Origin of the sequence: Fundidesulfovibrio putealis DSM 16056, from assembly GCF_000429325.1 — a bacterium.
In the GTDB taxonomy this organism is placed as follows: Bacteria; Desulfobacterota; Desulfovibrionia; order Desulfovibrionales; family Desulfovibrionaceae; genus Fundidesulfovibrio; species Fundidesulfovibrio putealis.
In genome coordinates this window covers 1-21,748 of the sequence record NZ_AUBQ01000014.1, presented here as the reverse complement: position 1 = coordinate 21,748, position 21,748 = coordinate 1, and the positions used below count along the sequence as shown (strand labels likewise).

At 63.7% G+C, this 21,748-nt stretch carries 19 protein-coding genes; 7 read left to right on the top strand and 12 right to left on the bottom strand.

Annotated elements, in window-relative coordinates:
- Window positions 1-412 precede the first annotated feature (412 nt).
- From G453_RS0111495 to G453_RS23615, 4 genes are all read left to right on the top strand, one after another.
- The gene (locus G453_RS0111495; protein ID WP_084502293.1) at window positions 413-1,027 is read left to right on the top strand and encodes a PEP-CTERM sorting domain-containing protein; all 615 of its coding nucleotides are present in this window, start codon (window positions 413-415) and stop codon (window positions 1,025-1,027) included.
- Between the two features lie 422 nt (window positions 1,028-1,449).
- Complete coding sequence (locus tag G453_RS23620) at window positions 1,450-1,842, top strand: hydrogenase maturation nickel metallochaperone HypA/HybF (protein ID WP_051272341.1); 393 nt, start codon at window positions 1,450-1,452, stop codon at window positions 1,840-1,842.
- A complete protein-coding gene (locus tag G453_RS0111485; protein ID WP_027191191.1) occupies window positions 1,826-2,419 on the top strand; it encodes a 4Fe-4S dicluster domain-containing protein in 594 nt (197 codons plus the stop codon). The genes G453_RS23620 and G453_RS0111485 overlap by 17 nt, the downstream gene beginning before the upstream one ends.
- A 338-nt stretch (window positions 2,420-2,757) precedes the next feature.
- A complete protein-coding gene (locus G453_RS23615; RefSeq protein ID WP_084502261.1) occupies window positions 2,758-3,132 on the top strand; it encodes a DUF1499 domain-containing protein in 375 nt (124 codons plus the stop codon).
- Between the two features lie 104 nt (window positions 3,133-3,236).
- On the opposite strand, the gene G453_RS23610 is transcribed toward G453_RS23615, so the two are convergent.
- From G453_RS23610 to G453_RS0111420, 12 genes are read right to left on the bottom strand one after another with little or no spacing between them, the layout of a single operon-like run.
- A complete protein-coding gene (locus G453_RS23610) occupies window positions 3,237-4,673 on the bottom strand; it encodes an NADH-quinone oxidoreductase subunit N (protein ID WP_051272339.1) in 1,437 nt (478 codons plus the stop codon).
- 10 nt (window positions 4,674-4,683) lie between these two features.
- Window positions 4,684-6,129, bottom strand: a complete 1,446-nt coding sequence (locus G453_RS0111470; protein ID WP_027191190.1) for a complex I subunit 4 family protein — start codon at window positions 6,127-6,129, stop codon at window positions 4,684-4,686.
- A gap of 40 nt (window positions 6,130-6,169) precedes the next feature.
- Window positions 6,170-8,059, bottom strand: coding sequence for an NADH-quinone oxidoreductase subunit L (gene nuoL, locus G453_RS0111465; RefSeq protein ID WP_027191189.1), 1,890 nt, complete (start codon window positions 8,057-8,059; stop codon window positions 6,170-6,172).
- A 3-nt stretch (window positions 8,060-8,062) separates the two neighbouring features.
- Complete coding sequence (gene nuoK / locus G453_RS0111460; RefSeq protein WP_027191188.1) at window positions 8,063-8,368, bottom strand: NADH-quinone oxidoreductase subunit NuoK; 306 nt, start codon at window positions 8,366-8,368, stop codon at window positions 8,063-8,065.
- Window positions 8,365-8,919 (bottom strand): NADH-quinone oxidoreductase subunit J family protein, encoded by a 555-nt coding sequence (locus tag G453_RS23605; RefSeq protein ID WP_051272338.1) that lies wholly within the window; start codon window positions 8,917-8,919, stop codon window positions 8,365-8,367. Before G453_RS23605 ends, nuoK begins: the two co-directional genes overlap by 4 nt.
- Before the next feature lie 25 nt (window positions 8,920-8,944).
- Complete coding sequence (nuoI, locus tag G453_RS0111450) at window positions 8,945-9,499, bottom strand: NADH-quinone oxidoreductase subunit NuoI (protein ID WP_043645547.1); 555 nt, start codon at window positions 9,497-9,499, stop codon at window positions 8,945-8,947.
- Window positions 9,500-9,502: 3 nt separating this feature from the next.
- The gene (nuoH, locus tag G453_RS0111445; RefSeq protein WP_027191186.1) at window positions 9,503-10,495 is read right to left on the bottom strand and encodes an NADH-quinone oxidoreductase subunit NuoH; all 993 of its coding nucleotides are present in this window, start codon (window positions 10,493-10,495) and stop codon (window positions 9,503-9,505) included.
- Window positions 10,492-13,032: an NADH-quinone oxidoreductase subunit NuoG gene (nuoG, locus tag G453_RS23600; protein WP_051272337.1), complete on the bottom strand. Its 2,541-nt coding sequence runs from the start codon at window positions 13,030-13,032 to the stop codon at window positions 10,492-10,494. The genes nuoH and nuoG overlap by 4 nt, the downstream gene beginning before the upstream one ends.
- On the bottom strand, window positions 13,020-14,414 hold the full coding sequence (locus G453_RS23595) for a complex I 51 kDa subunit family protein (RefSeq protein ID WP_084502259.1): 1,395 nt from the start codon (window positions 14,412-14,414) through the stop codon (window positions 13,020-13,022). Before G453_RS23595 ends, nuoG begins: the two co-directional genes overlap by 13 nt.
- A gap of 3 nt (window positions 14,415-14,417) precedes the next feature.
- Window positions 14,418-14,912 carry an NADH-quinone oxidoreductase subunit NuoE gene (nuoE, locus tag G453_RS0111430; RefSeq protein WP_027191185.1) on the bottom strand — a complete coding sequence of 165 codons (495 nt, stop codon included), beginning with the start codon at window positions 14,910-14,912 and terminating at the stop codon, window positions 14,418-14,420.
- Window positions 14,913-14,938: 26 nt separating this feature from the next.
- On the bottom strand, window positions 14,939-17,356 hold the full coding sequence (locus G453_RS0111425; protein ID WP_205620063.1) for an NADH-quinone oxidoreductase subunit B/C/D: 2,418 nt from the start codon (window positions 17,354-17,356) through the stop codon (window positions 14,939-14,941).
- A complete protein-coding gene (locus G453_RS0111420) occupies window positions 17,332-17,745 on the bottom strand; it encodes an NADH-quinone oxidoreductase subunit A (protein ID WP_027191183.1) in 414 nt (137 codons plus the stop codon). The genes G453_RS0111425 and G453_RS0111420 overlap by 25 nt, the downstream gene beginning before the upstream one ends.
- A 455-nt stretch (window positions 17,746-18,200) precedes the next feature.
- On the opposite strand from G453_RS0111420, the gene sqr reads away from it, so the two are divergent.
- Genes sqr through G453_RS0111405 form a run of 3 tightly spaced genes read left to right on the top strand, consistent with a single transcriptional unit; the run spans window position 18,201 to window position 20,490 of the window.
- Complete coding sequence (gene sqr, locus G453_RS0111415; protein WP_027191182.1) at window positions 18,201-19,436, top strand: type III sulfide quinone reductase, selenoprotein subtype; 1,236 nt, start codon at window positions 18,201-18,203, stop codon at window positions 19,434-19,436.
- Between the two features lie 11 nt (window positions 19,437-19,447).
- Window positions 19,448-20,095, top strand: a complete 648-nt coding sequence (locus tag G453_RS0111410) for a DUF1641 domain-containing protein (protein WP_027191181.1) — start codon at window positions 19,448-19,450, stop codon at window positions 20,093-20,095.
- 38 nt (window positions 20,096-20,133) lie between these two features.
- On the top strand, window positions 20,134-20,490 hold the full coding sequence (locus G453_RS0111405; protein ID WP_027191180.1) for a response regulator: 357 nt from the start codon (window positions 20,134-20,136) through the stop codon (window positions 20,488-20,490).
- Window positions 20,491-21,748: the final 1,258 nt, after the last annotated feature.

The following is a 21,748-nucleotide window of genomic DNA, read 5'->3' as shown; positions in this document are numbered from 1 at the left end:
CCATGGTTTGTATAGGCGTGCGTGTTGTTCGTCGGGCGGTATCACGCTGTAATGTTGGGATAATGTTTCAAGGTGTTCCCGTGGGAGCTTGTTGTGTATGTCTGAATCCAAAGAGATGTAAGTCAGGGTACTGATTGTTGTTTATCTCCATGTATTAAGATCGCGATTATTTCAAATAGCCGATATGGGCGTCGCATGGGAAGCGACTTGGCGAGAGGGAGTGAGTTGGTTCCTTTGCCTCGCGATGCTTCCTGTTGTCGGACATATTTACAAAAGATTCTTCGGGTAGCTTGGTATTGTGCCATGTTTTTAGCTGGTTACGTTTTGGAACGGTTTTTGTATGTTGCCATTTGTTCCATTAAAAGTGTGAAATGTCCCGATCGAATAAATTTGGTGTAAAAATGTGGTGGAGATGATGCAATATTACAAGGAGGGAATGGTGATGCTTAGGAGTTCAATTGGGCTGTGTATAGGGGCGGTGCTGCTTTTCTCGAGTTTGTCAATGGCTGCAGTTACAGATGTGCAGGATTTCTCAAAGCAGACTGCATCGACTTATTTTGTTGATGTCGATGCGAACAAGTACAACTCTCCTTACTACCGCTGGTGGGGCATGGATTGGGGATGGAACCACTCTGCCATTGCTGGAACCATCACCACGGCCGCGCTCAACATCAGCGCTTTCGACGTTGACGCCTCTGCAGGTGAAGTCGATTACATTTATGCGTATGACAACGGCGTCAAGACGCTTCTTGGTTCGCTTGCCGGCGGAAACGATGTCTGGGCGTTCACCAATTTCGCCCTCGGTGCGAATTTCTTCGATGACATCGCTACCGGTCTGCAGGTGTGGATTGAAATCGACAACACTGCCGCTGGCTGGGCCGTGACCCTCGCAAAGTCCGCCCTCTCCATCGACGGCGGCACGCTGCCTCCTCCCAATCCCGGCGCAGTTCCTGAGCCCGGCACCCTGCTGCTTCTGGGCGTCGGCGCTGCCGGCCTGGCGTGGATGCGCCGCCGCAAGGCCGCCTAATCGACCAGATTCATACTCACTCAGTTAAGAGCGTGAAGGCCGGGAGGGGATACCCTTCCGGCCTTTACCGTGTCAGCACGCAGTGTGCGCGCAATTCCCTGCTTCCCTTTCATCGCATCCCCCCGTACTCCTGCATCCCCTCACGCCCCAGAAAATGCTCGGCAGTTCAAGCGTTCCTATCGGGATCCTCCGCCCGCGTGGATTATTCTCTAACCGTGGGTCACGCTGTGCTGATGCCCATCACCCCGTAATTATGGCATATTCCAAGACGCCTCATACCGTTGGCCTTATGCGGTTTTCTCTTGCCAAATAAATTCATTTTTCCGCACATTTTTCGAGTTTTGTCGTCCTGCTGACAGTATCGCCCTGGAAAATGGGAGAAGGAAAAACCGTGACGAGCAGCAGCTCGCCGGAGAACCGCAATGCATGAGTCGTCGTTAGCAATGAGCATTCTGGACATCGTCCTGCAACAGGTCCGGGGGGCCGGTTCCGGGGATGTCTATACGGGAGCCGTGCGCCAGATCGACATGTGCGTGGGCGAATACGCGGGCGTCGAGGAAAACACCCTGGCCGCCTGCTTCGAGATGATCGCCCTTGGGACCCCGGCGGATGGAGCGAAACTGATCGTTGAAAAGATAGAGGCCAGCGGCATTTGCGACGTCTGCGCCGCGCCCGCCACCAGGAAGGGACGCATCCTGCGTTGCCCGGTGTGCGAAAAATCCAGCGTCACGCTCTCGACCGGGCGTGAGCTGTACGTGAAAAGCATCGAGGTCGAACACCCAACACGGAGGCATGGCCATGGCCATTCAGTGTGAAAATTCCATCGTATACGCAACTCCCGAGAAGTGCGTCGGCTGCAAGAAGTGCGAAGCTGCTTGCGTCAGCGCTCACATCAATATGCCTTTCCGCGAAGCCAAGAAGCGCGGCATCCCTGTCGTCCCCCGCATCAAGGTGATGAAGGTCGACAACCTGAAGTTCCCCATCCAGTGCCGCCACTGCGAGGACGCTCCTTGCGCCCACGCCTGCCCGTTCGGCGCCATCAAGCAGGTGAACGGCATGGTCAACGTGGTTGAATCCCTTTGCGTCGGTTGCAAGATGTGTGTGATGGCTTGCCCCTTCGGAGCCATCGAGGTCGGCGTCGAGGGCGAGACGGAGCAGGGCGGCAGAACCAACCACGGTTCCGCCAAGAAATGCGACCTTTGCCAGGCTTGGCGCGCCAGCAACGGCAAGGAAGTTTGCGCTTGCGTGGAGGCTTGCCCCAAGCACGCGCTTCAGTTCGTGGATCTGGATACATATCGCAAGGCTCAGGCCCAGGCCAAGGTGGCCGAGTTGGTGCGCGCCTCCCAGATCATTCTGGAAGCGACCAACGCTCCCACCACCACCCAGTCCTAGTTTCCTGTGAATCCCTGCCGTCGGCCCGCACCGGAATTGGTGCGGGTCGGCGTGTGCGAGGGAAGAAAGATTGTGTACAAGCCGCAGACCACGGCACCCCCCCATGCCATGTCAGCGACGCCTCGTGCGCAGCCCCGGGTAGCCTCACGCCCGGGGCTTCTTTTTTTGCGGACTCCCGGCATGCGGTCTGCCAAATGCCGGATGTGTTGCGATGATTGAGCTCTTTCTTTTGGGCGTGAGTCTGCATCCGCGCCATCTCCCCGATGCGCAGACCTGGGAATCGTATCGCGTCGTGATCAAACGCTGGACGAGAGCGCGCTTCTTTGCCATAAGAAACCATGCAACTCTCTCCCTGCCCGTCTTCCCCCAACTGTGTGACCAGCGTGCCTGGCAACGCCGGAAAAGACCGCGTTCTGCCTCCGTTACGCTTCACCCGCGATCCCGAGAACGCTTTCACCGGCCTCAAATGGGTGGCGGAGAACATGCCGGGCGCGGCTTTCGTCTCCCGCGAGGGGCCGCTTATGCGTTTTACCTTCACCAGCAGTTTGTTCGGTTTTGTGGACGATGTTGAATTTCTGCTGATACCGGAAGAAAAGCTGATTCATTTTCGCTCGGCGTCACGGGTTGGATACTGGGACCTGGGCGCAAACCGTACCCGCATGGAGACCGTGAGCGCCAGATTTCAGGCCATGATGGCTGGTCATTCATCGTAGCTGGAGGGTTGCCGCCCCTGCCAGCCGGGAATGGCTCTCAAATTCAGAAGGCCCGTGGGTGACACGGGCCTTCTGCTTTTGATTCACTGTCCTCGGGCCGTCCGCTACGGCGCTCCCGCTCCCACCATGATAACCCGAGCGGTGCAGGCCGCCGCGTCCATCACTGGCGCGGGCAGCACGCCAAGCCCGATCATGAGGATTGCCGACAGCGTCACGGCCACCCATCCGGTGAAACCGGGGTTTTCCGGCAGTGGCCGGGCCGCCTGCCCCTCTGCCGCCGGAGCGTATATCGCGGCCAGCACCCGCAGGATGTAGAAGACGCTCACGATGGCCGCGCCGATGCCGATAACAGACAGCCAGAGGTATCCGGCACCGAGCGACGCCTTGAAGATCACCAGCTTGCTCACGAAGCCCACCGTGGGGGGCAGGCCGCCCAGGGTCAGGAGGCTCGCCGCCAGAACTGCTCCCACGCCTGGGTTTGAGAGGCCAAGCCCCGACAGGCTCTCCATCAGGTCTGCGTCCTCGCCGCGCGGGGACAGGAGCCCCAGGCAGCCGAACACGGCCACGTCCATGATGCCAAGGGCAGCCGCAGCAAACATGGCCGGACCGGGGCCTGCCGTCTTCACGGACAGAAGCGCCAGCACCAGAAAGCCCACATGCGTGACCGACGAATAGGCCATCATGCGCTTGACGCGCTTCTGCGTCAGGGCTCCGAGCGTCCCGCCGATCATGGACAGAGCGGCCACCACCCACAGCGCAGGCAGGACCGCGTCCCAGGCGGCCGACCCGCCAAGCGCAATACGCAAGAGCGCCGCGAACACCGCGACTTTCGCCCCGCCGGAAAGAAACGCCGCCACTGGTGCCGGAGCGCCCTGGTACACATCCGGGGTCCAGAGGTGCATGGGGGCCAGGGACAGCTTGAACCCAAGGCCGATCAGAATGAAGCCCAGGCCCAGAAGCGTGGTCCCCTGAGACGCGCTGACCCTCAGGCTGGCACCCATGTCCAGGCTGCCCGATCCCGCGTACAGAAAGGCGATGCCCATGAAGACCATGGCGCTGGCCACCGCACCCAGCACGAAATACTTGATGGCGGCTTCCAGGGGCTGGGACTTGTCGCGCCGCGAGGCGATGAGCACGTACAGGGCCAGGGACAAAATCTCCAGGGCGATGGAAAACATCACCCAGTCGGTGGACACGGCCAGGAGCACCATGCCGAGCCCCGCCAGCAGCACCAGGGCGTGGAATTCGTCGCGCTCGAACCCGCGCCTGCGGGCGTACTCGCCTGCGAACAGGATGCACAGGAAGGTCAGGGCGCACAGCAGCACGGTGAAGAACCGGGCGTAGGGACCTGCGTCCACCAGACTCTGGGTGGCGTCCGGGACCAGACCCAGCGCCGAGACGCAGGCGGCTGCGGACGACACCAGGGCGATGGAGCGGAACAGCAGGCCGCGCGCGGGCGATATGGCCCCGCATACGAACACCGCCAGGGCTCCCGCGCACAGGATCAACATGGGGAGATAGCTGGAGATTTGCCAGTTCATGTTCATGTCCTCAGGCCAGCAGGGCCTTGAGCGGGATACTGATGAGGTCCAGCACCGACCAGGGCGCGACGCCCAGAACCACCACGCACGCAGCCAGCGGGGTCAGGATGAGCGATTCCCTGGGGGTGAGGTCGTGATAGACGTTTCCGGTGCGGCTCTCGCCAAACAGCATCTGCTGCAACAGGCGAAGCACGTAGGCCAGGGTCAGCACAAGCCCCGCGAAGGCCAGGGCGGCAGGCACGGGGGCGCTCTGGTAGGAGCCCAGCAGGATGAGCATCTCGCTCACGAAGTTTCCAAGGCCCGGCAAACCCGCCGAGGCCATGGCGAACAGCAGGAAGAAACCGCTGAAGGTGGGCATGGTCTTCCACAGGCCGCCAAACTTGGCCATCTCGCGGGTTCCGGCGCGCTCGCCGAGCATGCCAACCATGATGAACAGCGCGCCCGTGGTCAGGGCGTGGTTCACCATGAGCAGCACCGCCCCCTCCAGGCTGGCGGTCTTCCACACGGCCAAGCCCAGCACCACAAGGCCCATGTGCCCCACTGACGAATAGGCCACCAGCCGCTTGGCGTCGGTCTGGGCGAAAGCCACCCAGGATGCGTAGACCAGCCCGCCCGAACCGAGCGCGGCCAGGACCCACCAGTATTCGGCAAAGGCCTGGGGAAAGAGCGGAATGGCCCAGCGGGCCAGGGCGTACGAGCCGGTCTTCAGGAGCACCCCGGCCAGGAGCAGGCTGCCCGCCGTGGGGGCCTGGGTGTGGGCGTCAGGGAGCCAGGTGTGCAGCGGCACGATGGGGGTCTTGATGGCAAAAGCCAGCAGGAACGCCGCCAGCAGCCAGACCTGCGCGCCGGGAGCCACCGGAGAGGCCATGAGCGCCGCGAGCGAGAAGGTATAGTTGCCGGTCGCGCCGCCGTGGGCCAGATACAGCCAGATGGCGGCCAGCAGCATGAACAGCCCGCCTGCGATGGAAAACAGGAAGAACTTGAAGGCCGCGCGCTTGCGGTCCTCGTGGCCCCAGATGCCTATGATGAAGAACATGGGCACCAGCTGCGCCTCCCAGAACACCAGGAAGAGGAGCAGGTCGCGGGCCAGGAACACGCCCAGCGCCGTGGTGGAGACGCCAAATATCAGGGCGTAGTACGCGCCGACTTTCTCTTCGATCTCCTTCCAGGAAACCAGCACGGCTATCACGGTGAGGAACGAGGTCATGAGCGAGAGGATGCCGCTGACCGCGTCCATCTCCAGGGTGTAGCGCGCGCCAAGTGCCGGAATCCAGGCCAGGTCTTCCGTCAGCGGCAGCGCCCGGCTCATGCCCCAGGCCGTGAAAGCCAGATGGGCCAGGGCGGCGATCAGGCTGAAGCGTCGGCAGGCGTCCGGGCTTTTGCCTAACGCCAGCGCGCCCAGCGCTCCTGCCAGTGGCAGGAAGGTGACGGCGGTCAGCAAGGGAAAGTCGTTCATGCGGTGTTCTTCCTTGAAGTTGCAGGCCCGGCGTCGCAGGTCATTTGATGCCGGCGGCCAGCGCCGCCAGCAGCGCCGCCAGTCCGGCGGCGAGCATGATGAGGTAGAGCGATATCCTTCCCGTGGCCAGGGGGCGCACAAGCTCGGAGGCGTAGGCGAACATTCGGCCGCTGCCCATGACGGCACCGTCGATCAGGCCCGCGTCCACGCCTTTCCAGAGAACGCCGGAGAGCGCCCGGTAGGGCCGCGCGAACACGGCGTTGTACAGGGCGTCCAGGCCCAGGCCGCTGCGGAATACGCCCAGCATGCCGTCCTCGCGGGCGACGAGGATCTGCGGGTCCGGGCGTCGCTTGGGCGCGTAGAAGAACCAGGCCAGGGCCAGACCACCGAACCCGGCGGCCAGATCGATGAGCTCCGCTGTGCCGCCGTGTTCTCCGTGCGGGGGCTGGACCACGCCGGGAATGCCATCAAGCGTTTTGGCCAGCCAGCCGCTGACGTCCCAGGTGCCGGGCAGGTTGATGATCCCTGCGCCCAGGGCCAGCACGGCCAGGGGCCAGAGCACCCGCGCCATCCCCGTGGGCAGCTGGGCCGGTTCGTGGTGCAGGGGCTTCACGGGGTCGCCCCAGAAGGCCAGGAACACCAGCCGGAAGGTGTAGAAGGAGGTCAGCACCGCGCCGCAGGCGGCCAGGATGAACAGGCCCTGGTAGGCCATGCCGGGCTGGGCCAGCACAGCTTCCAGCACCCGGCCCTTGCTGAAGAATCCGGCAGTGGGCGGAAGCGAGGCCAGATCGAGCGCGCCGATGAGGAACAGCCAGAAGATCTCCGGGCGCGCCTTGCGCAGGAATCCGCCCATGTTCAGGATGTCCTGCTCCTCGTGCAGCACCTGGATGATGCACCCGGCGCCCAAGAACAGCAGGGACTTGAAGAAGGCGTGGCAGAGAAGGTGGAACATGGAGCCTGTCACGTCGCCAGCGCCCAGGGCCAGCAGCATGTAGCCCACCTGGCTTATGGTGGACCACGCCAGGATGCGCTTGATGTCGCGCTGGCCGAGTGCCGCCAGACAGCCCATGAAGGCGGTCAGCCCGCCCACCATGGCCACCATGAGCATGGCGTCGGGCGAGACGGCCACCACCGGGAACAGACGCATGAGCAGGTACACGCCAGCCGTGACCATGGTTGCCGCGTGGATCAGCGCCGAGACCGGCGTCGGCCCGGCCATGGCGTCGGGCAGCCAGACCAGCAGCGGCAACTGCGCGGATTTGCCCGCCGCGGCGAACAGGAACAGCAGGCTCAAGGCCAGGGCCATCCCGGCCGAGAGCGTCACGGACTGGGCGTCGATCTGGGCGATGGACAACGTTCCCAGCGTGGACACCAGCACGGCCATGGCGGCCACGAAGGCCACGTCGCCGATGCGCGTCAGGATGAAGGCCTTCTGCCCGGCCTTGCCCCGGAATTCCTCGTGGTACCAGTGGCCGATCAGCGCATACGAGCAGAACCCCACGCCCTCCCAGCCCAGGAAGAGAAAGAGCAGGTTGTCCGCCAGCACGATGACAAGCATGCTGAACACGAACAGGTTGAGATAACAGAAGAAGCGGACGTAGCCTTCCTCGCCGCGCATGTACCATATGGAATGCACGTGGATGATGAAGGACACGAAGGTGACCATCACGGCCATGGTGAGCGCCAGCGGATCGAGCAGCACGTCCATGGAGGCCGTGACCGGCCCGGCGGAGAACCAGCGGGCCAGGGACAGCACTTCACGCCCTCCCGGAAACGTGAACCATGCGGTCACGGCGGCTACGAAGGATGCCAGGATGGTCAGGCTGGCCAGCACCTCGCAGGTGCGCCGGGGGAGGTTGCGCCCGGTCAGTGCCAGGGTCAGGCCGCCGAAAAGCGGCGGCGCGAGGATGAGGAAAGCGAGTATTTTCACGTGCTAACCCTTCATGCTGGAGTAGCTTGCGGCGTCCAGGGTGCCGGTGCGCTTGCGCGCGTGGACGAAGAGGGCAAGGCCCACAGCTGCTTCCGCTGCGCCCAGGGCCATGAGGATGAGGGTGAAGGCCTGCCCGTCCGGGGCCTGCCACTTGAGAGACGCGCCCACCAGGGCGATGCTGCATGCGTTCAGCATGACCTCAACGCCAAGTAGAATCATGATCAGGTTTCGCCGGGCCAGGGCGCAGAACGCGCCCAAAGCGAAGAGAACCAGGGCCAGGGCCAGGATGTGTTCCAGGGGGGCGGTCACGGCTTGGTCTCCTCATTGCCACCGTCGGGGTCGTTGTCGGGGGCGCCGTCGGGACTGGGCTTGAAATCGCGCACCAGGAACATGGCTCCGGCGAGTGCGACAAAGAACAGCACGGAGACGGCCTCCACGGCGGGCCAGTAGTGCCGGTACAGGTACGTGCCCAGCTCGCGGGCCGAGGCCTTGGCCATTGCCAGGGGCATGGCCTGATGCTGGGGCGAGGCGATGAGCATGAGCCCCGCAGCCACGGTGATGATGGCCAGGATCGCGGGCAAGGCCCAGCGCATGGCCGAATCGTCGCGCGGTTTTGGGGCTTCGCGCCCGAGCAGTATGATGATGAACAGGAACAGCACCATGACGGCCCCGGCGGGGATCATGATCTGCAACACCGCCACCAGCGGCGCGCCCAGCAGCGCGAACAGCACCGCCGTGGCGAAGAAGGACACCACCAGATACACCACGGCGTGCACCGGCTGCCTGCGGCTGACGGCCATGCCGGTGGACAGGATGATCACGCCCGCCAGCAGGTAGAAGAGCGCTTGGGTCAGGCTCATGAAGAGGCTCCGTAACGGTTGCGGCTCATGGGAAGTTGCTCTTGGGGTTCACCGGTGCGTCCTCGTCCTCGTGGGAGCCGGGTTCGCGCCCGACCGCCACGCCCGCGTGGCGGTAGAAATCGTAGTCAGGGTGCCTGCCGCCGTGGTCCACGGTGAGGGCGTCCTTTTCGTGGACCAGCTGCATGGGGGCGTCGGCGCTCATCTCGAAGTCGTTGGTGAGCTGGATGGCCAGGGTGGGGCAGGCTTCCTCGCACAGGCCGCAGAAGATGCAGCGCCCGAAGTTGATGCGGAACCACTCTGCGTAGCGTCTGCCGTCCTCGCGCACGGCGGACTGCATGGAGATGCAGCTCACCGGGCACACCGCCGAGCACAGCTGGCAGGCTACGCAGCGCTCCTCGCCGTCGGGGCTGCGGGTCAGTACGATGCGCCCGCGTGCGCGCTCGGGCAGAGTCCGTTTGAACTCGGGATACTCTTCGGTGATGGGTTTGCGGAACAGTTGCCTGAGGGTCACCCAGAACGGCTCCAGGATGCCGCGTGTTCCCTCCACGGCACTGGCCGCAATGCCTTTGCGTTCGTCCATGCGTTACCCCTTGAGGAGCATGACCGCCCCGGTGGCCAGAATGTTCAGGAGCGCCAGGGGCGCGAGCCACACCCAGCACAGGCGCATCATCTGGTCGGGCCGAAGCCTGGGGAGCGAGGCGCGTATCCAGATGAGCAGGATGGGCATGATGGCCGTTTTTATGAGCAGCCACGCGAACGGCGGCAGCACCGGGCCGTGCCAGCCGCCCAGAAAGAGCAGCGCCGCGAACGCGCCGAGAAAGATCATGTTCAGGTATTCGCCCAAAAAAAACAGCGCGAAGCGCATGCCGCTGTATTCCATATGGAAGCCGGCCTGGAGCTCGTTCTCGGCCTCGGCCAGGTCGAAGGGCGTGCGCTTGACCTCCACCAGGGCGGAGAGGACGAACAGCAGGTAGGCCACGGGCTGATACACGATAAACGGCATGTCCGCCTGGGCGTTTACGATGTCCACAAGGCTCATGGACCCGGCCAGCATGATCACCGGCACCAGGGACAGCCCAAGCGGCAGCTCGTAGCTGATCATCTGGCCCACGCCGCGCACCGCGCCCAGCAGGCTGTACTTGCTGTTGGAGGCCCAGCCGCCAAGCGCCAGGGAATACACGCCCACGGATGACAGCGACAGGACGAACAGAACGCCCACGTCCAGGTCGGTGATGACCATGGGCACCTGCTGGCCCATGATGGTCAGTTCCGTGCCGAAGGGCACCACCGCGAAGGCCAACAGCGTGGTCAGCGGCAGCACGGCGGGCACCATCATGAACAGAAACCTGTCGGCCCCCTGGGGCACGAGGTCTTCCTTGAGGATCATCTTGACCCCGTCGGCCAGGGGCTGGAGCAGGCCGAACGGCCCGACCCGGTTGGGGCCGTAGCGCAGCTGCATGCGCCCCAGGAGTTTTCGTTCCACCAGCACCAGGTAGGCCGCGCCCAAGAGGGCCACGCCCAGCACCAGGGCCATCTTCACCAGAAGAACGGCAAATCCGGCGAGCCACATGGTCATGCGTCGCCCTCCTCAGGTTTGCCGTGCGCCCCGTGCTCTCCGGGGCCGTCCACGTGCTTGTGCAGAAGCGACAGCTCCACGGTGTAGCCGTTGGCCGTGGCGTACTGCCAGCCGCTGTCGTCGCGCCGTGGCAGCACCACGGTGGAGCGGGCCATGTTCTCCACCATGCGGACGTAGCACCGCACTGCGCCGATCTCGCAGGCCATGTGCACGTAGTCTTCCTCGCGCAGCGAGATGGTGGTGGCGTCCAGGCTGTGCAGCATCACCTGCGGTATGGGGGCCAGGCTTCTGAGTATCGTGCCGTAGCTGGAGAGCTCCTCCGTGCCGAAGGCCTGCTCGGTGATGATGAGGTCCGCTCCGGCATCTGGCACAGGCGCAGAGGGCCTTGCGGCCAGGCCGGGGCCGCAGCCTTTCTCGGGCAGGAGTAGCACGCCGTTATGCGGCCAGGCGTCAGAGGACAGGGCGGCCAGCACAGGCGAGGCGCTCGCCACTCCGTTCCAGGGGTGCGGCGTTTCGCCCGGCGGGCAGCAGGACATGCCGGAGAGTTCGGCCAGGCGGGTGAGCAGCTCCCAGCTGGGGCGCGGCTCGGAGCCGGGGACGCCCTGCGAGAAGGTCCTGGGCGGATCTCCGTTCTCCAGGGTCTGGGACAGGGGCGCGGCGCAGGCGAAGGCCGGATGGGCGTATTGCAGGCGGCCCTCCTGGTTCACGAAGCTGCCGCCCGCCTCGAACACGGTCTGGGAGGGCAGGAAGATGCGGGCCTTGTCCCGGGTGCGCGAGGGCAGGTGATCGATGCACACCAGCAGCTCCAGCTTCTCGAACGCCTCATGAACCCTGGAGTGGTTGGCGAAGCGCGCCAGCGGGTCGGACTCCACGCAGATGAGCGCCTTGACGCTCCCCTGGTCGATCCCCTCCACGATGTCGTCGAAGCTTGTGTCCGGGTCCGGATTCATGAGCGCCGCGCCCAGGGCGTTGGCCCCGGCGAACACCGGGAAGAACCCGGCCTTGCCCAGGCGGCCCGCCAGGAATTTTGCTACGCCCGCAGCCAGGGGCGGGGTGCTCAGGCTGACGATGTCCGTGCCGCAGACGATCACCGGCATGCGCGCCGAGGCCAGCTTCGCGGCGAATTCCTCCCAGCCGGGAGTTGCCGCCGCTTCAGGCATTTCCGGGGCGAGCGCCTCCAGGAACGCGGCCTCCTCGGGGGAGGAGTCCGGGCCTGGATCGGGAAAGGCTCTGCGCAGTATGGCCCCCAGGCAGGACTCCATGTCGTACTTGCGCGAAGGGATGTGCAGGAAGGGCAGGGGCATGACCAGGGGCCTTGGGTCGATGACGCACACCGCCGCCCCGTTGCGCGCGGCCTGTCGCAAGGACAGCGTCAGCATGGGGGCTTCGGACAGGGGCGCGGCCCCGACAACCAGGACGCAGTCGGACGCGCCGATGCCCGCGAGCGAGACGTGCAGGTCAAGTCCCAGGCCCGCCAGGGCGGACAGGATGTTGCGCTTGCGGTGGCTGCCCGTGGAGTACTCGGGCTTGCGCCATCCGGCCATGGAGGCCATGGAGGCAAGCATGCCCTGGCTTTCGATGGATTGGCGCGAGGAGCCCAGGCAGGCCACGGCGGCCCCGCCGTGGGCCTCGCGGATACGTTTCAGGCGTGCGGCGGTTTCGGCCAGGGCGTCGTGCAGGGGGAGTTCGGTCCCGTCAACGGTGGCCGTGCGCGGGCGCTCGGGCAGATTGGCGTACTCGTAGCCGTAGCGCCCCCGGTCGCACAGGAAGTGGCCGTTGACCTCTGCGCTTTCACGCGCCTCGAGCTTCACCACCGCCCGGTAGCGGGCGCAGACCGTGGTGTTGCAGCCCAGGCTGCACGAGAGGCACACGGACGGGGCGCGCTCCAGGTCCCAGTGGCGGGCCTTGTGGCGCGAGGGCTTGTCCGTGAATACGCCCGTGGGGCAGATTTCCACCAGGTTGCCTGCGAAGGGGCTCTCCAGCGGGCCGTCCGTGTAGCGTCCGTACTGCACGCCGCCCGCGATGCGCATGGGGCCGAAGTCGCGGTATCCCGAGACGTCCTGGTAGTAGCGGGAGCAGCGGTAACAGTGGATGCAGCGGTTCATTTCCTGGGCCACCAGCGGGCCGAGGTCCTGGTTCCTGTAGGTGCGTTTCTTGCCCTTGAACCCGCGCAGGCTGTGCCCGCAGGAGATGGTGGTGTCCTGGAGCAGGCAGTGCCCGCCCTCGTCGCACACCGGGCAGTCGTGCGGGTGATGCAGCATGAGCAGCTCCGCGATGTGCTTGCGGTAGGCCAGGGCTTCGGGGTGGCCGGTGTCCACCACCATGCCGTTCTTCGCCTTGACCATGCAGCTCATCTGGAGCCCCTTCACGGGGCCGTCCGTGAACATCACCGCGCACATGCGGCACGATCCCGCCGAGCCGAGCGCCGGGTGGAAGCAGAAACGCGGAATCATGATCCCCAGGGTTTCCGCGGCCTCGATGACCGTGGTTCCCTCGGGCACGGATACGCGCAGTCCGTCGATTATCAGATCGGGCATGAGACGATCCGCCTCGGTTTTGGCCTGGGCCGCGCGCCGGGGCAGCTGCCTTCGGGAGCGCCGGGCCAGGTGGTGATGACCGCAGAGGGGTCCCCGCTCCAGGGCAGGGCGGCGTGGGACCCGAAGGGGCAGGCCTTGGAAGTTATGTGCTCCATGACCTCGTCCATGAAATAATCCAGCAGTCCCAGGATCGGCGCGGCGGCTCCGGGGGCGAAGGCGCAGTTGGCGTACTCCATGGCTTGCGCCGTGCGGCGCAGGGTTGCCACGTCCTCTTGCGTGCCGGTTCCGGTCTCGATGCGCTCCAGGAGGTCCAGCACCAGGGGGAGGCCGTCGCGGCAGGGGGTGCACCAGCCGCAGGATTCGCGGGCGAAGTAGTGCATCATGTTGAGTGTGGCCGCCACCAGGCAGGTGTCCTTGTCGAAGACGATCACCGCCCCTGTTCCCAGGCGCAGGTTGTGATTCTTGAGCGTATCGAAGTCCATGGGGATATCCAGGAACTGCTCCGGCATGAAGGTGGTGGAGGTGCCGCCGGGCAGTGCGGCCTTGAAGGTCTTTCCGGGGAGCATGCCGCCCGCGTGCTCGAAGATTATCTGGCGCAGGGTGACCCCGCAGGGAAGTTCGAAGCAGTCCGGGTTGGCCACCATGCCGCTCACGGGATAGAGCTTGTTGCCGTCGCCGCCGTCTATGGCCGAGAGCCCTTTGAACCATTCCACGCCGTTTCGGATGATGCCCGGAACGTTGGACAGGGTTTCCACGTTGTTGACGATGGTGGGCCTGTCCCACAGGCCGCGCACGGCGGAGCGGTAGCCGGTCTCGATGGGGTTTGGGCGAACGCCCATGATGGCGCGCTGCTGCGAGCCGGATTCGCCGCAGATGTAGCGGCCTCCGCTTCGGTGCACGATGATGTCGAAGCTGAAGTCCGTGCCCAGGATGTTGTCGCCCAGGAGGTTGGCCCCCCTGGCTTCGTCCAGGGCGATGCTCAGCAGTTCCGCCTCCAGTTCGTAGGAGGGGCGGATGAAGATGACGCCCTTGTCCCCGCCGATGGAGTAGGCGGACAGGATCATGCCCTCGATCAGGAGGTGCGGGTCGGCGTTTATGATGATGCGGTCCTTGAAGGTTCCCGGCTCCATCTCGTCGGCGTTGCACACCACGTAGCGCGGGTGCGGGCTGTCGGCGGGCACGCCGCCCCATTTGCGCCCGGCGGGGAAGCCCGCGCCGCCGCGTCCTTTCAGGCCCGAATCCAGCACGGCCTTGGTGACCTCCGCCGGGGCCATGGTCTTTACGGCCTTTTCAAGCCCGGCGTAGCCGCCGTTGGCCCGGTATTCGTCCAGTGAGACGTGGCGGCGCTTGCCGCGGTTTTTAAACAGAACGAGTTCTGACATGGCTTACCTGCACACCACGATCTCTTCGCCGTGCTCGCGCAGGCGGTGGAGGATCGCGTCGATTTTTTCGTTGGTGAGCCTGCCGTAGTATTTCCCGTTGACCAGCATTCCGGGAGCGTTCTGGCAGTCGCCGATGCAGGCCGTGGGCAGGATGGAGAACATGCCGTCGGGCGTGGTCTGGCCCACATCGATGCCCAGGCTGTCCTGCAAATGCCGGAACACGCCGTCCACCCGGTGCATCCAGCACACCACACCGTCGCAGACGTGGATGACGTAGCGCCCCACGGGCTCGCGGTAGAGAAAATCGTAGAAGGTGGCCAGCTCGTCCACCTCCATGGGGGTCATGCCCAGGAGCCTGGCCGCCTCCTCTATGGCTTCGTCGCAGAGGTAGCCGAAGTGGTTCTGCAGGGCATAGAGCACGTCCACGGCCATCTCGCGGGGCTGGTCCGTGTGGGTGACCATGTCGTGCAGGCTTTTTTCCAGTTCTTCCGGCAGCATACTCGCGAAATCTCCTTGCCTGTCCGTTACCGGTCGATATCGGGCAGGATGTAGTCGATGGAGGCCAGCGTGGCCACAAGGTCCGGAATGGTGTGCCCCGGCACGAAGTGCCTGAGCGACTGCACGTTGGCGAAGCCCGGCGAGCGGATGTGCAGCCGGTAGGGCGAGGCCAGACCGTCCGACACCACGTAGTAGCCCTGTTCGCCGCGCGGGGATTCCGTGGCGTGGTACACCTCGCCGCGCGGGATGGTGGGGCCGCGCGACACGTTCACGAAGTGGTGGATCAGGCTCTCGATGTCTTTCAGCGAGTCCTTCTTGTCGGGCAGGCTGTAGCGTGAATCCTCGCTGATCACGCGCCCTCCGGGCATGTCTCGCGCGGCCTGCTCGATGATGCGCAGGCTCTGGCGCATCTCCTCCATGCGCACGGTGTAGCGCGAGAAGCAGTCTCCGCCGTGGGCCGTGGGCACGTCGAAATTGAAGGCGGGGTAGGCCCCGTAGGGGATTTTCTTGCGCAGGTCCCAGTCCACGCCGCAGGCGCGCAGGTTGGGGCCGGTGATGCCCCATTCCATGGCCTCGCGCCGGTCCATGGGGGTCACCCCAATGGTGCGGGCCTTGAAGATGGGGTTCTTGTTGAAGAGGGCCTCGTACTCTTTGATGGCCGCCGGGAACACCTTGATGAAGGCGTCCAGCTTCTCGCGCCAGCCCTCCGGCAGGTCCTGGGCCACGCCGCCTATGCGCAGCCACGAGGGGTGCAGCCTGCCGCCGGTGATGGTCTCGATCAGGTCCAGGATGGTCTCGCGCTCGCGGAAGCTGTAGAAGATGGCACTCATCATGCCCAGGTCCTGCACCAGGGTTCCGTACCAGAGCAGGTGGTTGGACAAACGGAACAGCTCGCACAGCAGCACCCGGATGTACTCGGCCCGGTCGGGCACCTTGATACCGGCAAGCTTCTCCACGGAGAGCACGTAGGAGAGGTTGTTGGCCACTCCGGCCAGATAGTCCACCCGGTCGGTGTAGGGGATGAACTGGTGCCAGGACTGGTGCTCGGCGATCTTCTCCACGCCCCGGTGGTGGTAGCCGATCTCGATGTCCATGGCCCGGATGGTCTCGCCGTGCAGGGCCAGCACGTAGCGCATCACGCCGTGGGTGCCGTAGTGGTGCGGGCCGAAGTTGAGGAGCATCTCCTCCTCGTCCACGGGGCGGCGAAGTATTTGGGCAGCGTCCACAGGCTCAAGCGCCGCGAGGTCGGCGCGGGTGAACGGGGCCATGGTGGTGGCCCGGCGCGGATGGTCCTTGCGCAGGGGGTGTCCCGGCCAGTTGGGCGGAAGGATGAGCGGCTTGGGGTCGTCGTTGCCCGCAAAGCCGATGCCGAACATGTCGCGCACTTCGCGCTCGTACCAGTCGGCGCAGCCCCACAGCCCGGTGACGCTGTCGGCCTGGGGGGATTTCCCCGTGAGCGGCACCTTGATGCGAAGCCTGCGGGCCTTGCGGAACTCCAGCAGCGTGTACACCAGATGGTAGTCCGGGTAGCCCTGCCTAGCCTGGCGCGCGGACTCGTCGATGGCGGTCAGGTCCTCCAGGCGCTGGAAGGGTGAGGAGGGCCGGGTCTTCAGGTGCTCAAGCACCGCATGAACTTTGTCCGCCGGGACCAGCAGGGTGGACATGTCCGAAACCGGCTCGACCTGCTCGATTTCCGGGCTGAAACGTTCCTGGAGTTCGGCGGCGAGGCTCCTGTCCGGTTCTGAAATCTCGATGCGCGCGGCGGGCGGGGTCCACATCAGACGCGACCTGTTGCCTTCAAAGCCCGGCGGGGTCGCTGAAGTCCCGCGCACGGCGCTGCCTGCGAAGCCTGGGCCGCGCGTGTCCATGCTTTTGGTGACGCCGTCCACCAGATGTTCAGTCCTGCCGCCCTGGCTGCCGCCTGGAAGTCCCAGAATCGGGCGCAGGGGGCGCTCGGTCTTCACGCGCGCCTGAAGCGCCATCAGCCCGTGCAGCAGGGCTTCGGGCTTGGGCGGACAGCCGGGAACGTAGATGTCCACGGGCAGGATCTGGTCCACGCCCTGGACCACGGAGTACACGTCGTACATGCCGCCGGTGTTGGAGCACGACCCCATGGAGATGACCCATTTGGGGCCGCTCATCTGTTCATAGAGGCGCAGGACCGCCGGGGCCACCTTCTTGAAGATGGTGCCGGACACGATCAGCACGTCGCTCTGCCTGGGGGAGCCGCGAAACACCTCGGAGCCGAAGCGGGCGATGTCGTAGCGGGCGGTGAAGGCCGTGGCTTCTTCCACGAAGCAGCAGGACAGGCCGAAGAAGAAGGGCCACAGGCTGTTGGCGCGGCACCAGTCCAGGGCCAGGTCCACGCTGGAGGGCTGGCCGGTTGTGGATGATGCGCCGGGCGTGAATCCGGGCATGTTCATGGTCTGGTGGCCGAACCCCATTGGAGCCCTCCCTTGAGCCAAAGATACCAAAGACTTAAGAGCAGCACGCCGATGAACACCGAGATGCCGATGAAGCTGGCGGCGCTCATTACGTCGAAGGACACGGCCCAAGTATAGATGAAGGCCGTTTCCACGTCGAAGATCAGGAATACCATGGCCACCAGCGAGAAGGGCGCTGGGTAGCGGAAGGACGGTTCAGGCGTGGGGATCACGCCGCATTCGTAGGGTCTGTCCTTCTCCAGAGAACTCTTTGCGGGGTTCACCAGCTGGGTCAGTACCAGAATCACCGCCAAAAGGCCCGCCACCAGCAGGAAGAACACCGTGAGGGCCAAGCCTCCCGGCTCCCACGGCGACAAGGCCGTGGTCATAGATGGGTCGATGGGTGTCATGCGGAGCGTCCTTGGGTTGCGCGCCCTGCCGTAAAGCTGGGGCGATTATGACCCACGTATAGCGCAACCGGGGAGAGAGAGTAAAGAAAAAGAAAGGTTTGAACACTTGCCCGCGATAATTTGCCGTTTTGCTTTTCGCGACGCTCGGTCGGCAATGTGCTGTTGCTGCAACGAAAGTTGACGGCGCAACGTATTTTGCGAGCTCTGCGGGATGGCCCTGGCTGTGGGTTGAGGCGACCCCCGAAAGAGCTTTCGTCAACCAATGTTGCGGCCCTGGGTTTGGGTAGAGTATCTCCCTTGTCAATGCAACCTGTTTAATTTGTTGATGTAATTGTGAATGTGAGGCTCTGGCACGGCGTCTGCTTTAGTGGGGTCACGTGGATTGGGGACTCTCCAAGGACGCTTGGAGGACAACGTCGACCTAGGTTTCAAACCACTAGAGGAGCCGTTAGGACATGAAAAAGCTTGTTATTCTTGGTGCCGGCGCCGGCGGTTGCATAATCGCCAACAAAATGCGTCAGAAGCTGGATGAGAAAGAGTGGCAGATCACCATCATCGACCGCAACACGGTCAACCACTATCAGCCCGGTTGGCTCTTCGTGCCTTTCGGCATCTATGACATCAAGGACTGCATCCGTCCTCTGTCCAGCTTCATTCCGGCTGGCGTGAACTTCATCAACGAAGAGATCACCAACATCGACCCCGTTGGCAAGGTCGTCACCACCACCAACAGCAAGGTTTCCTACGACTGGATCGTCGTGGCCACTGGTTGCAGCATCATGCCCGGCGAGATCGAAGGCATGATGGACGGCTGGAAGAAGAACATCCACGATTTCTACACCCCCAACGGCGCGGTGGACCTGGCCCACAAGCTCGCCCGCTTCGAGAAGGGCAAGATCTGCCTGAACATCGCCGAGATGCCCATCAAGTGCCCGGTCGCTCCCCTGGAGTGGCTGTTCCTGGCCGACTGGTTCTTCTCGATGGAAGGCACCCGCCACAACATCGAGATCGAACTGGTCACGCCGCTTACCGGCGCGTTCACCAAGCCTGTGGCCGCCGCCGCCCTGGGCAAGATCTGCGAAGAGAAGAACATCAAGATCGTCCCCAACTTCGAGATCGCGGCCGTCGACGCCGAGCGCGGCGTGATGGAATCCATGAAGGGCGACGAGGTCGAGTTCGATCTGCTGGTGGCCATCCCGCCCAACTTCGGTTCCCAGGTCATCATCGATTCCGACATCGGCGATCCCATGGGCTACATGAAGACCGACCACTACACCCTGAAGTCCCCGGATTACGAGAACATGTACATCCTGGGCGACGCCACCAACGTGCCCACCTCCAAGGCCGGTTCCGTGACCCACTTCGAGGCGGACGTGCTGACCGAGAACCTGCATCGCGACATCGAAGGTCTGGCCCCGCGCCCCGAGTTCGACGGCCACTCCAACTGCTTCATCGTCACCGGCTACGAGAAAGCCGCGCTCATCGACTTCAACTACAAGGTCGAGCCTCTGCCGGGCAAGTATCCGTTCCCCGGCATCGGACCCTTCGGTCTGCTGGAAGAATCCTACATGAACTACTGGGGCAAGATGATGTTCAAGTGGGTGTATTTCAACCTGATGCTCAAGGGTAAGGATCTGCCCCTCGAACCTCAGATGTTCATGGCCGGCAAAAAGCGCCCCGGCGGCTTCTAGGAGAAGTGACCATGAGCAAAGAGGACCTTATTCTTGAAAAACTCGGCAAGATAGAAGCCGAGCTGGCTGTGATGCGCGAGGCCAGAGAGCCCATGGACGACTTGATCAGGGACTTGAACCCGATCATGAAGCAGGCTCTCTACGCCCTCATCAAGGAATTCAAGGACGTGGAGGACAGCTTCCAGCTGGAAGACCTGATGCCTCTGTTCAAGAAGCTCCTTGTCAACGTGAAGAACCTGACCTGGGCCCTGGAAGCTCTCGAGACCATCATCGACATGTGGCACACCATGGAGCCGATGATGAAGAGCGCACTGCACAACACCGTGCGCTACCTGGGCACCCTGGAGCAGAAGGGCGTGTTCCGCACCTACGAAGCCATGCTGGAAGTGCGCGGAAAGATCGCGCAGCACTACGGCCCCGAGGACATCGAGGCCATGGGCGACAGCTTCGTGGTGCTCATCGGTCTGCTGAAGAAGATGAGCGACCCCAAGATGCTCGAACTCCTGGAGAAGCTCACCGATATGCCCGCGAACATCGACCTGGCCAACGCCAAGCCGGTGGGCATGTTCGGAGTGGTTGGCGCTCTGTCCAACTCCGAGGTCAAGGACGGCATCGGCGTGGCCATGGAAATGGTCAAGGCCCTGGGCAAGCTGAAATAATCTACAAAGCGGCGTAGCCGCGAAAACGCGAGGTAACTATGGCCAAGAAGATCCTCATCATCGACGACGATCCCGAGATCATCTCGTATCTCAAGGACGTCTTTGAAGAGGCCGGCTATGCCACCGTCGGCGCCAAGAACGGCGTCGAAGGTCTGGAAATGGCCCAGGTCCACACGCCGGACCTCATCACCCTGGACATGGACATGCCCGCCCGAGGCGGCACCCTGTTCTACGTGAAGCTGCGCCAGGAACCCCAACTGGCCGAGATCCCGGTCATCGTGATCAGCGGCGTCGGACCCCGTCCGCCCGTGCTCACCAAGAACGTCCCCGTGCTCACCAAGCCCGTGGACACCGAGAAGACCCTGAAGCTCGTCAAGGAAATGCTGGGCGAGTAGGGTGATGGCCTGAAGGGGCCTGTAGAGATGACATGTCGGATGCGTCCGGCAAGATGATACCGCAAGGCGCGGGCTTCCCGAAACGGAGGTCCGCGCCTTCGCCGTTATGCGCCATGCATAAGAGTTTTTTGATTGCGCGCGGGCGCGCGCGAGTATGGATTCATCTTCTTCAGCGGCGAGAGCGTGGACAGGCCGCGCGCGGGCGCGTGCAGGAGGACGCTACGGGCAACAGCCGCTGCTTGGCATACAGATGCACACGAAGGGGGGCGAGGCTGCTGCTCTGCTCCAAGCCGTCCGGGACTTCAGATTGCGTGCGCGTAAGGCAACTGAGGTACTGGTGTTCGCCTTGCGTGGCGCAGACGCGCGTTCCGGTATGCTCCCGGGGCTCCTGCCGCCGAGAGTGCGGTCAGGCAAGCGCATGAGCGGACGCGCGAGCGGTGCTGCCTGAATCGTACGCCAGGTCTTCAAACGTATTCGCCGGTTCATGAAGCGGGGCCCGCGTGGGAACTTCGCGGCTTTGGCAACAGTTTCAGCTTCCCGGTCCCGGCTTTCCCGCGATTGCTGTGGATAAAAGGAGCGCTGCGTGTTATGGTAATATCAGGCGTGACCAACATCCGCGACGTGATCGCGTTCCCCAGGACGTACAAGCACTTGGAGTTCTAGCAGGCTTGGAAGAGGGGGGTGTCGGGGGCTTGTGGCGGGAAGAAGTTTGGGAAAAATTCCGAAAAGGTGTTGACCTTTGCCCGCCATGTCTCTAAAAGCCCCCTTCTGCCTGCGGGGACGCGAGTTGCTGCGGGCGGGGACGGAAAGCTCTTTTACAACTGATCTTGGAGACGAGGCGGCACTCTGGTGGGTGCTCCGGGTGTTCGCGCTGCGATGCGGCGGGGACGAAAAGTCAGCGACGATGAAAAAAGTTGTTGACGGGAACGGGGCGCGCACGTAGAAGTCCCCTCCCGCTGACGAAGCGTTGCTTCGGCGGCGGGAAAAGTTGACGGACTTCGAAAGAAGTTGTTGACACGGGAGCCGCCTGGAAGTAGAAAGCTCCTCCGCTGACGAAGAGGCCCTGAGGGCCGCGACGGCAGCGGGAAGAAAAGTCGGCGAGAGTGAAAATAATCGTTGACGGCGCCGCGGGGCGGGAGTAGTTAACTCCTCCGCCGCACGAAAGGCGCGGAACAAGGTCTTTGACAATTAAATAGCGAGTCGGGTGAATAAGACAGCCACACCCCTTGGTCTTCGGATCAAGCGGGTTTCAGCAAGA

Coding starts and splice junctions, on each gene's coding strand:
- G453_RS23605 (WP_051272338.1), bottom strand. CDS start 8,919: ATGAGCCTGACCCAAGCGCTCTTCTACCTGCTGGCGGGCGTGATCATC.
- G453_RS23610 (WP_051272339.1), bottom strand. CDS start 4,673: ATGAACTGGCAAATCTCCAGCTATCTCCCCATGTTGATCCTGTGCGCG.
- G453_RS0111470 (WP_027191190.1), bottom strand. CDS start 6,129: ATGAACGACTTTCCCTTGCTGACCGCCGTCACCTTCCTGCCACTGGCA.
- G453_RS23595 (WP_084502259.1), bottom strand. CDS start 14,414: ATGTCAGAACTCGTTCTGTTTAAAAACCGCGGCAAGCGCCGCCACGTC.
- G453_RS23620 (WP_051272341.1), top strand. CDS start 1,450: ATGCATGAGTCGTCGTTAGCAATGAGCATTCTGGACATCGTCCTGCAA.
- nuoH (WP_027191186.1), bottom strand. CDS start 10,495: ATGACCATGTGGCTCGCCGGATTTGCCGTTCTTCTGGTGAAGATGGCC.
- nuoG (WP_051272337.1), bottom strand. CDS start 13,032: ATGCCCGATCTGATAATCGACGGACTGCGCGTATCCGTGCCCGAGGGA.
- sqr (WP_027191182.1), top strand. CDS start 18,201: ATGAAAAAGCTTGTTATTCTTGGTGCCGGCGCCGGCGGTTGCATAATC.
- G453_RS0111485 (WP_027191191.1), top strand. CDS start 1,826: ATGGCCATTCAGTGTGAAAATTCCATCGTATACGCAACTCCCGAGAAG.
- G453_RS0111420 (WP_027191183.1), bottom strand. CDS start 17,745: ATGACACCCATCGACCCATCTATGACCACGGCCTTGTCGCCGTGGGAG.
- G453_RS23615 (WP_084502261.1), top strand. CDS start 2,758: ATGCAACTCTCTCCCTGCCCGTCTTCCCCCAACTGTGTGACCAGCGTG.
- nuoI (WP_043645547.1), bottom strand. CDS start 9,499: ATGGACGAACGCAAAGGCATTGCGGCCAGTGCCGTGGAGGGAACACGC.
- G453_RS0111425 (WP_205620063.1), bottom strand. CDS start 17,356: ATGGGGTTCGGCCACCAGACCATGAACATGCCCGGATTCACGCCCGGC.
- G453_RS0111495 (WP_084502293.1), top strand. CDS start 413: ATGATGCAATATTACAAGGAGGGAATGGTGATGCTTAGGAGTTCAATT.
- nuoE (WP_027191185.1), bottom strand. CDS start 14,912: ATGCTGCCGGAAGAACTGGAAAAAAGCCTGCACGACATGGTCACCCAC.
- G453_RS0111410 (WP_027191181.1), top strand. CDS start 19,448: ATGAGCAAAGAGGACCTTATTCTTGAAAAACTCGGCAAGATAGAAGCC.
- G453_RS0111405 (WP_027191180.1), top strand. CDS start 20,134: ATGGCCAAGAAGATCCTCATCATCGACGACGATCCCGAGATCATCTCG.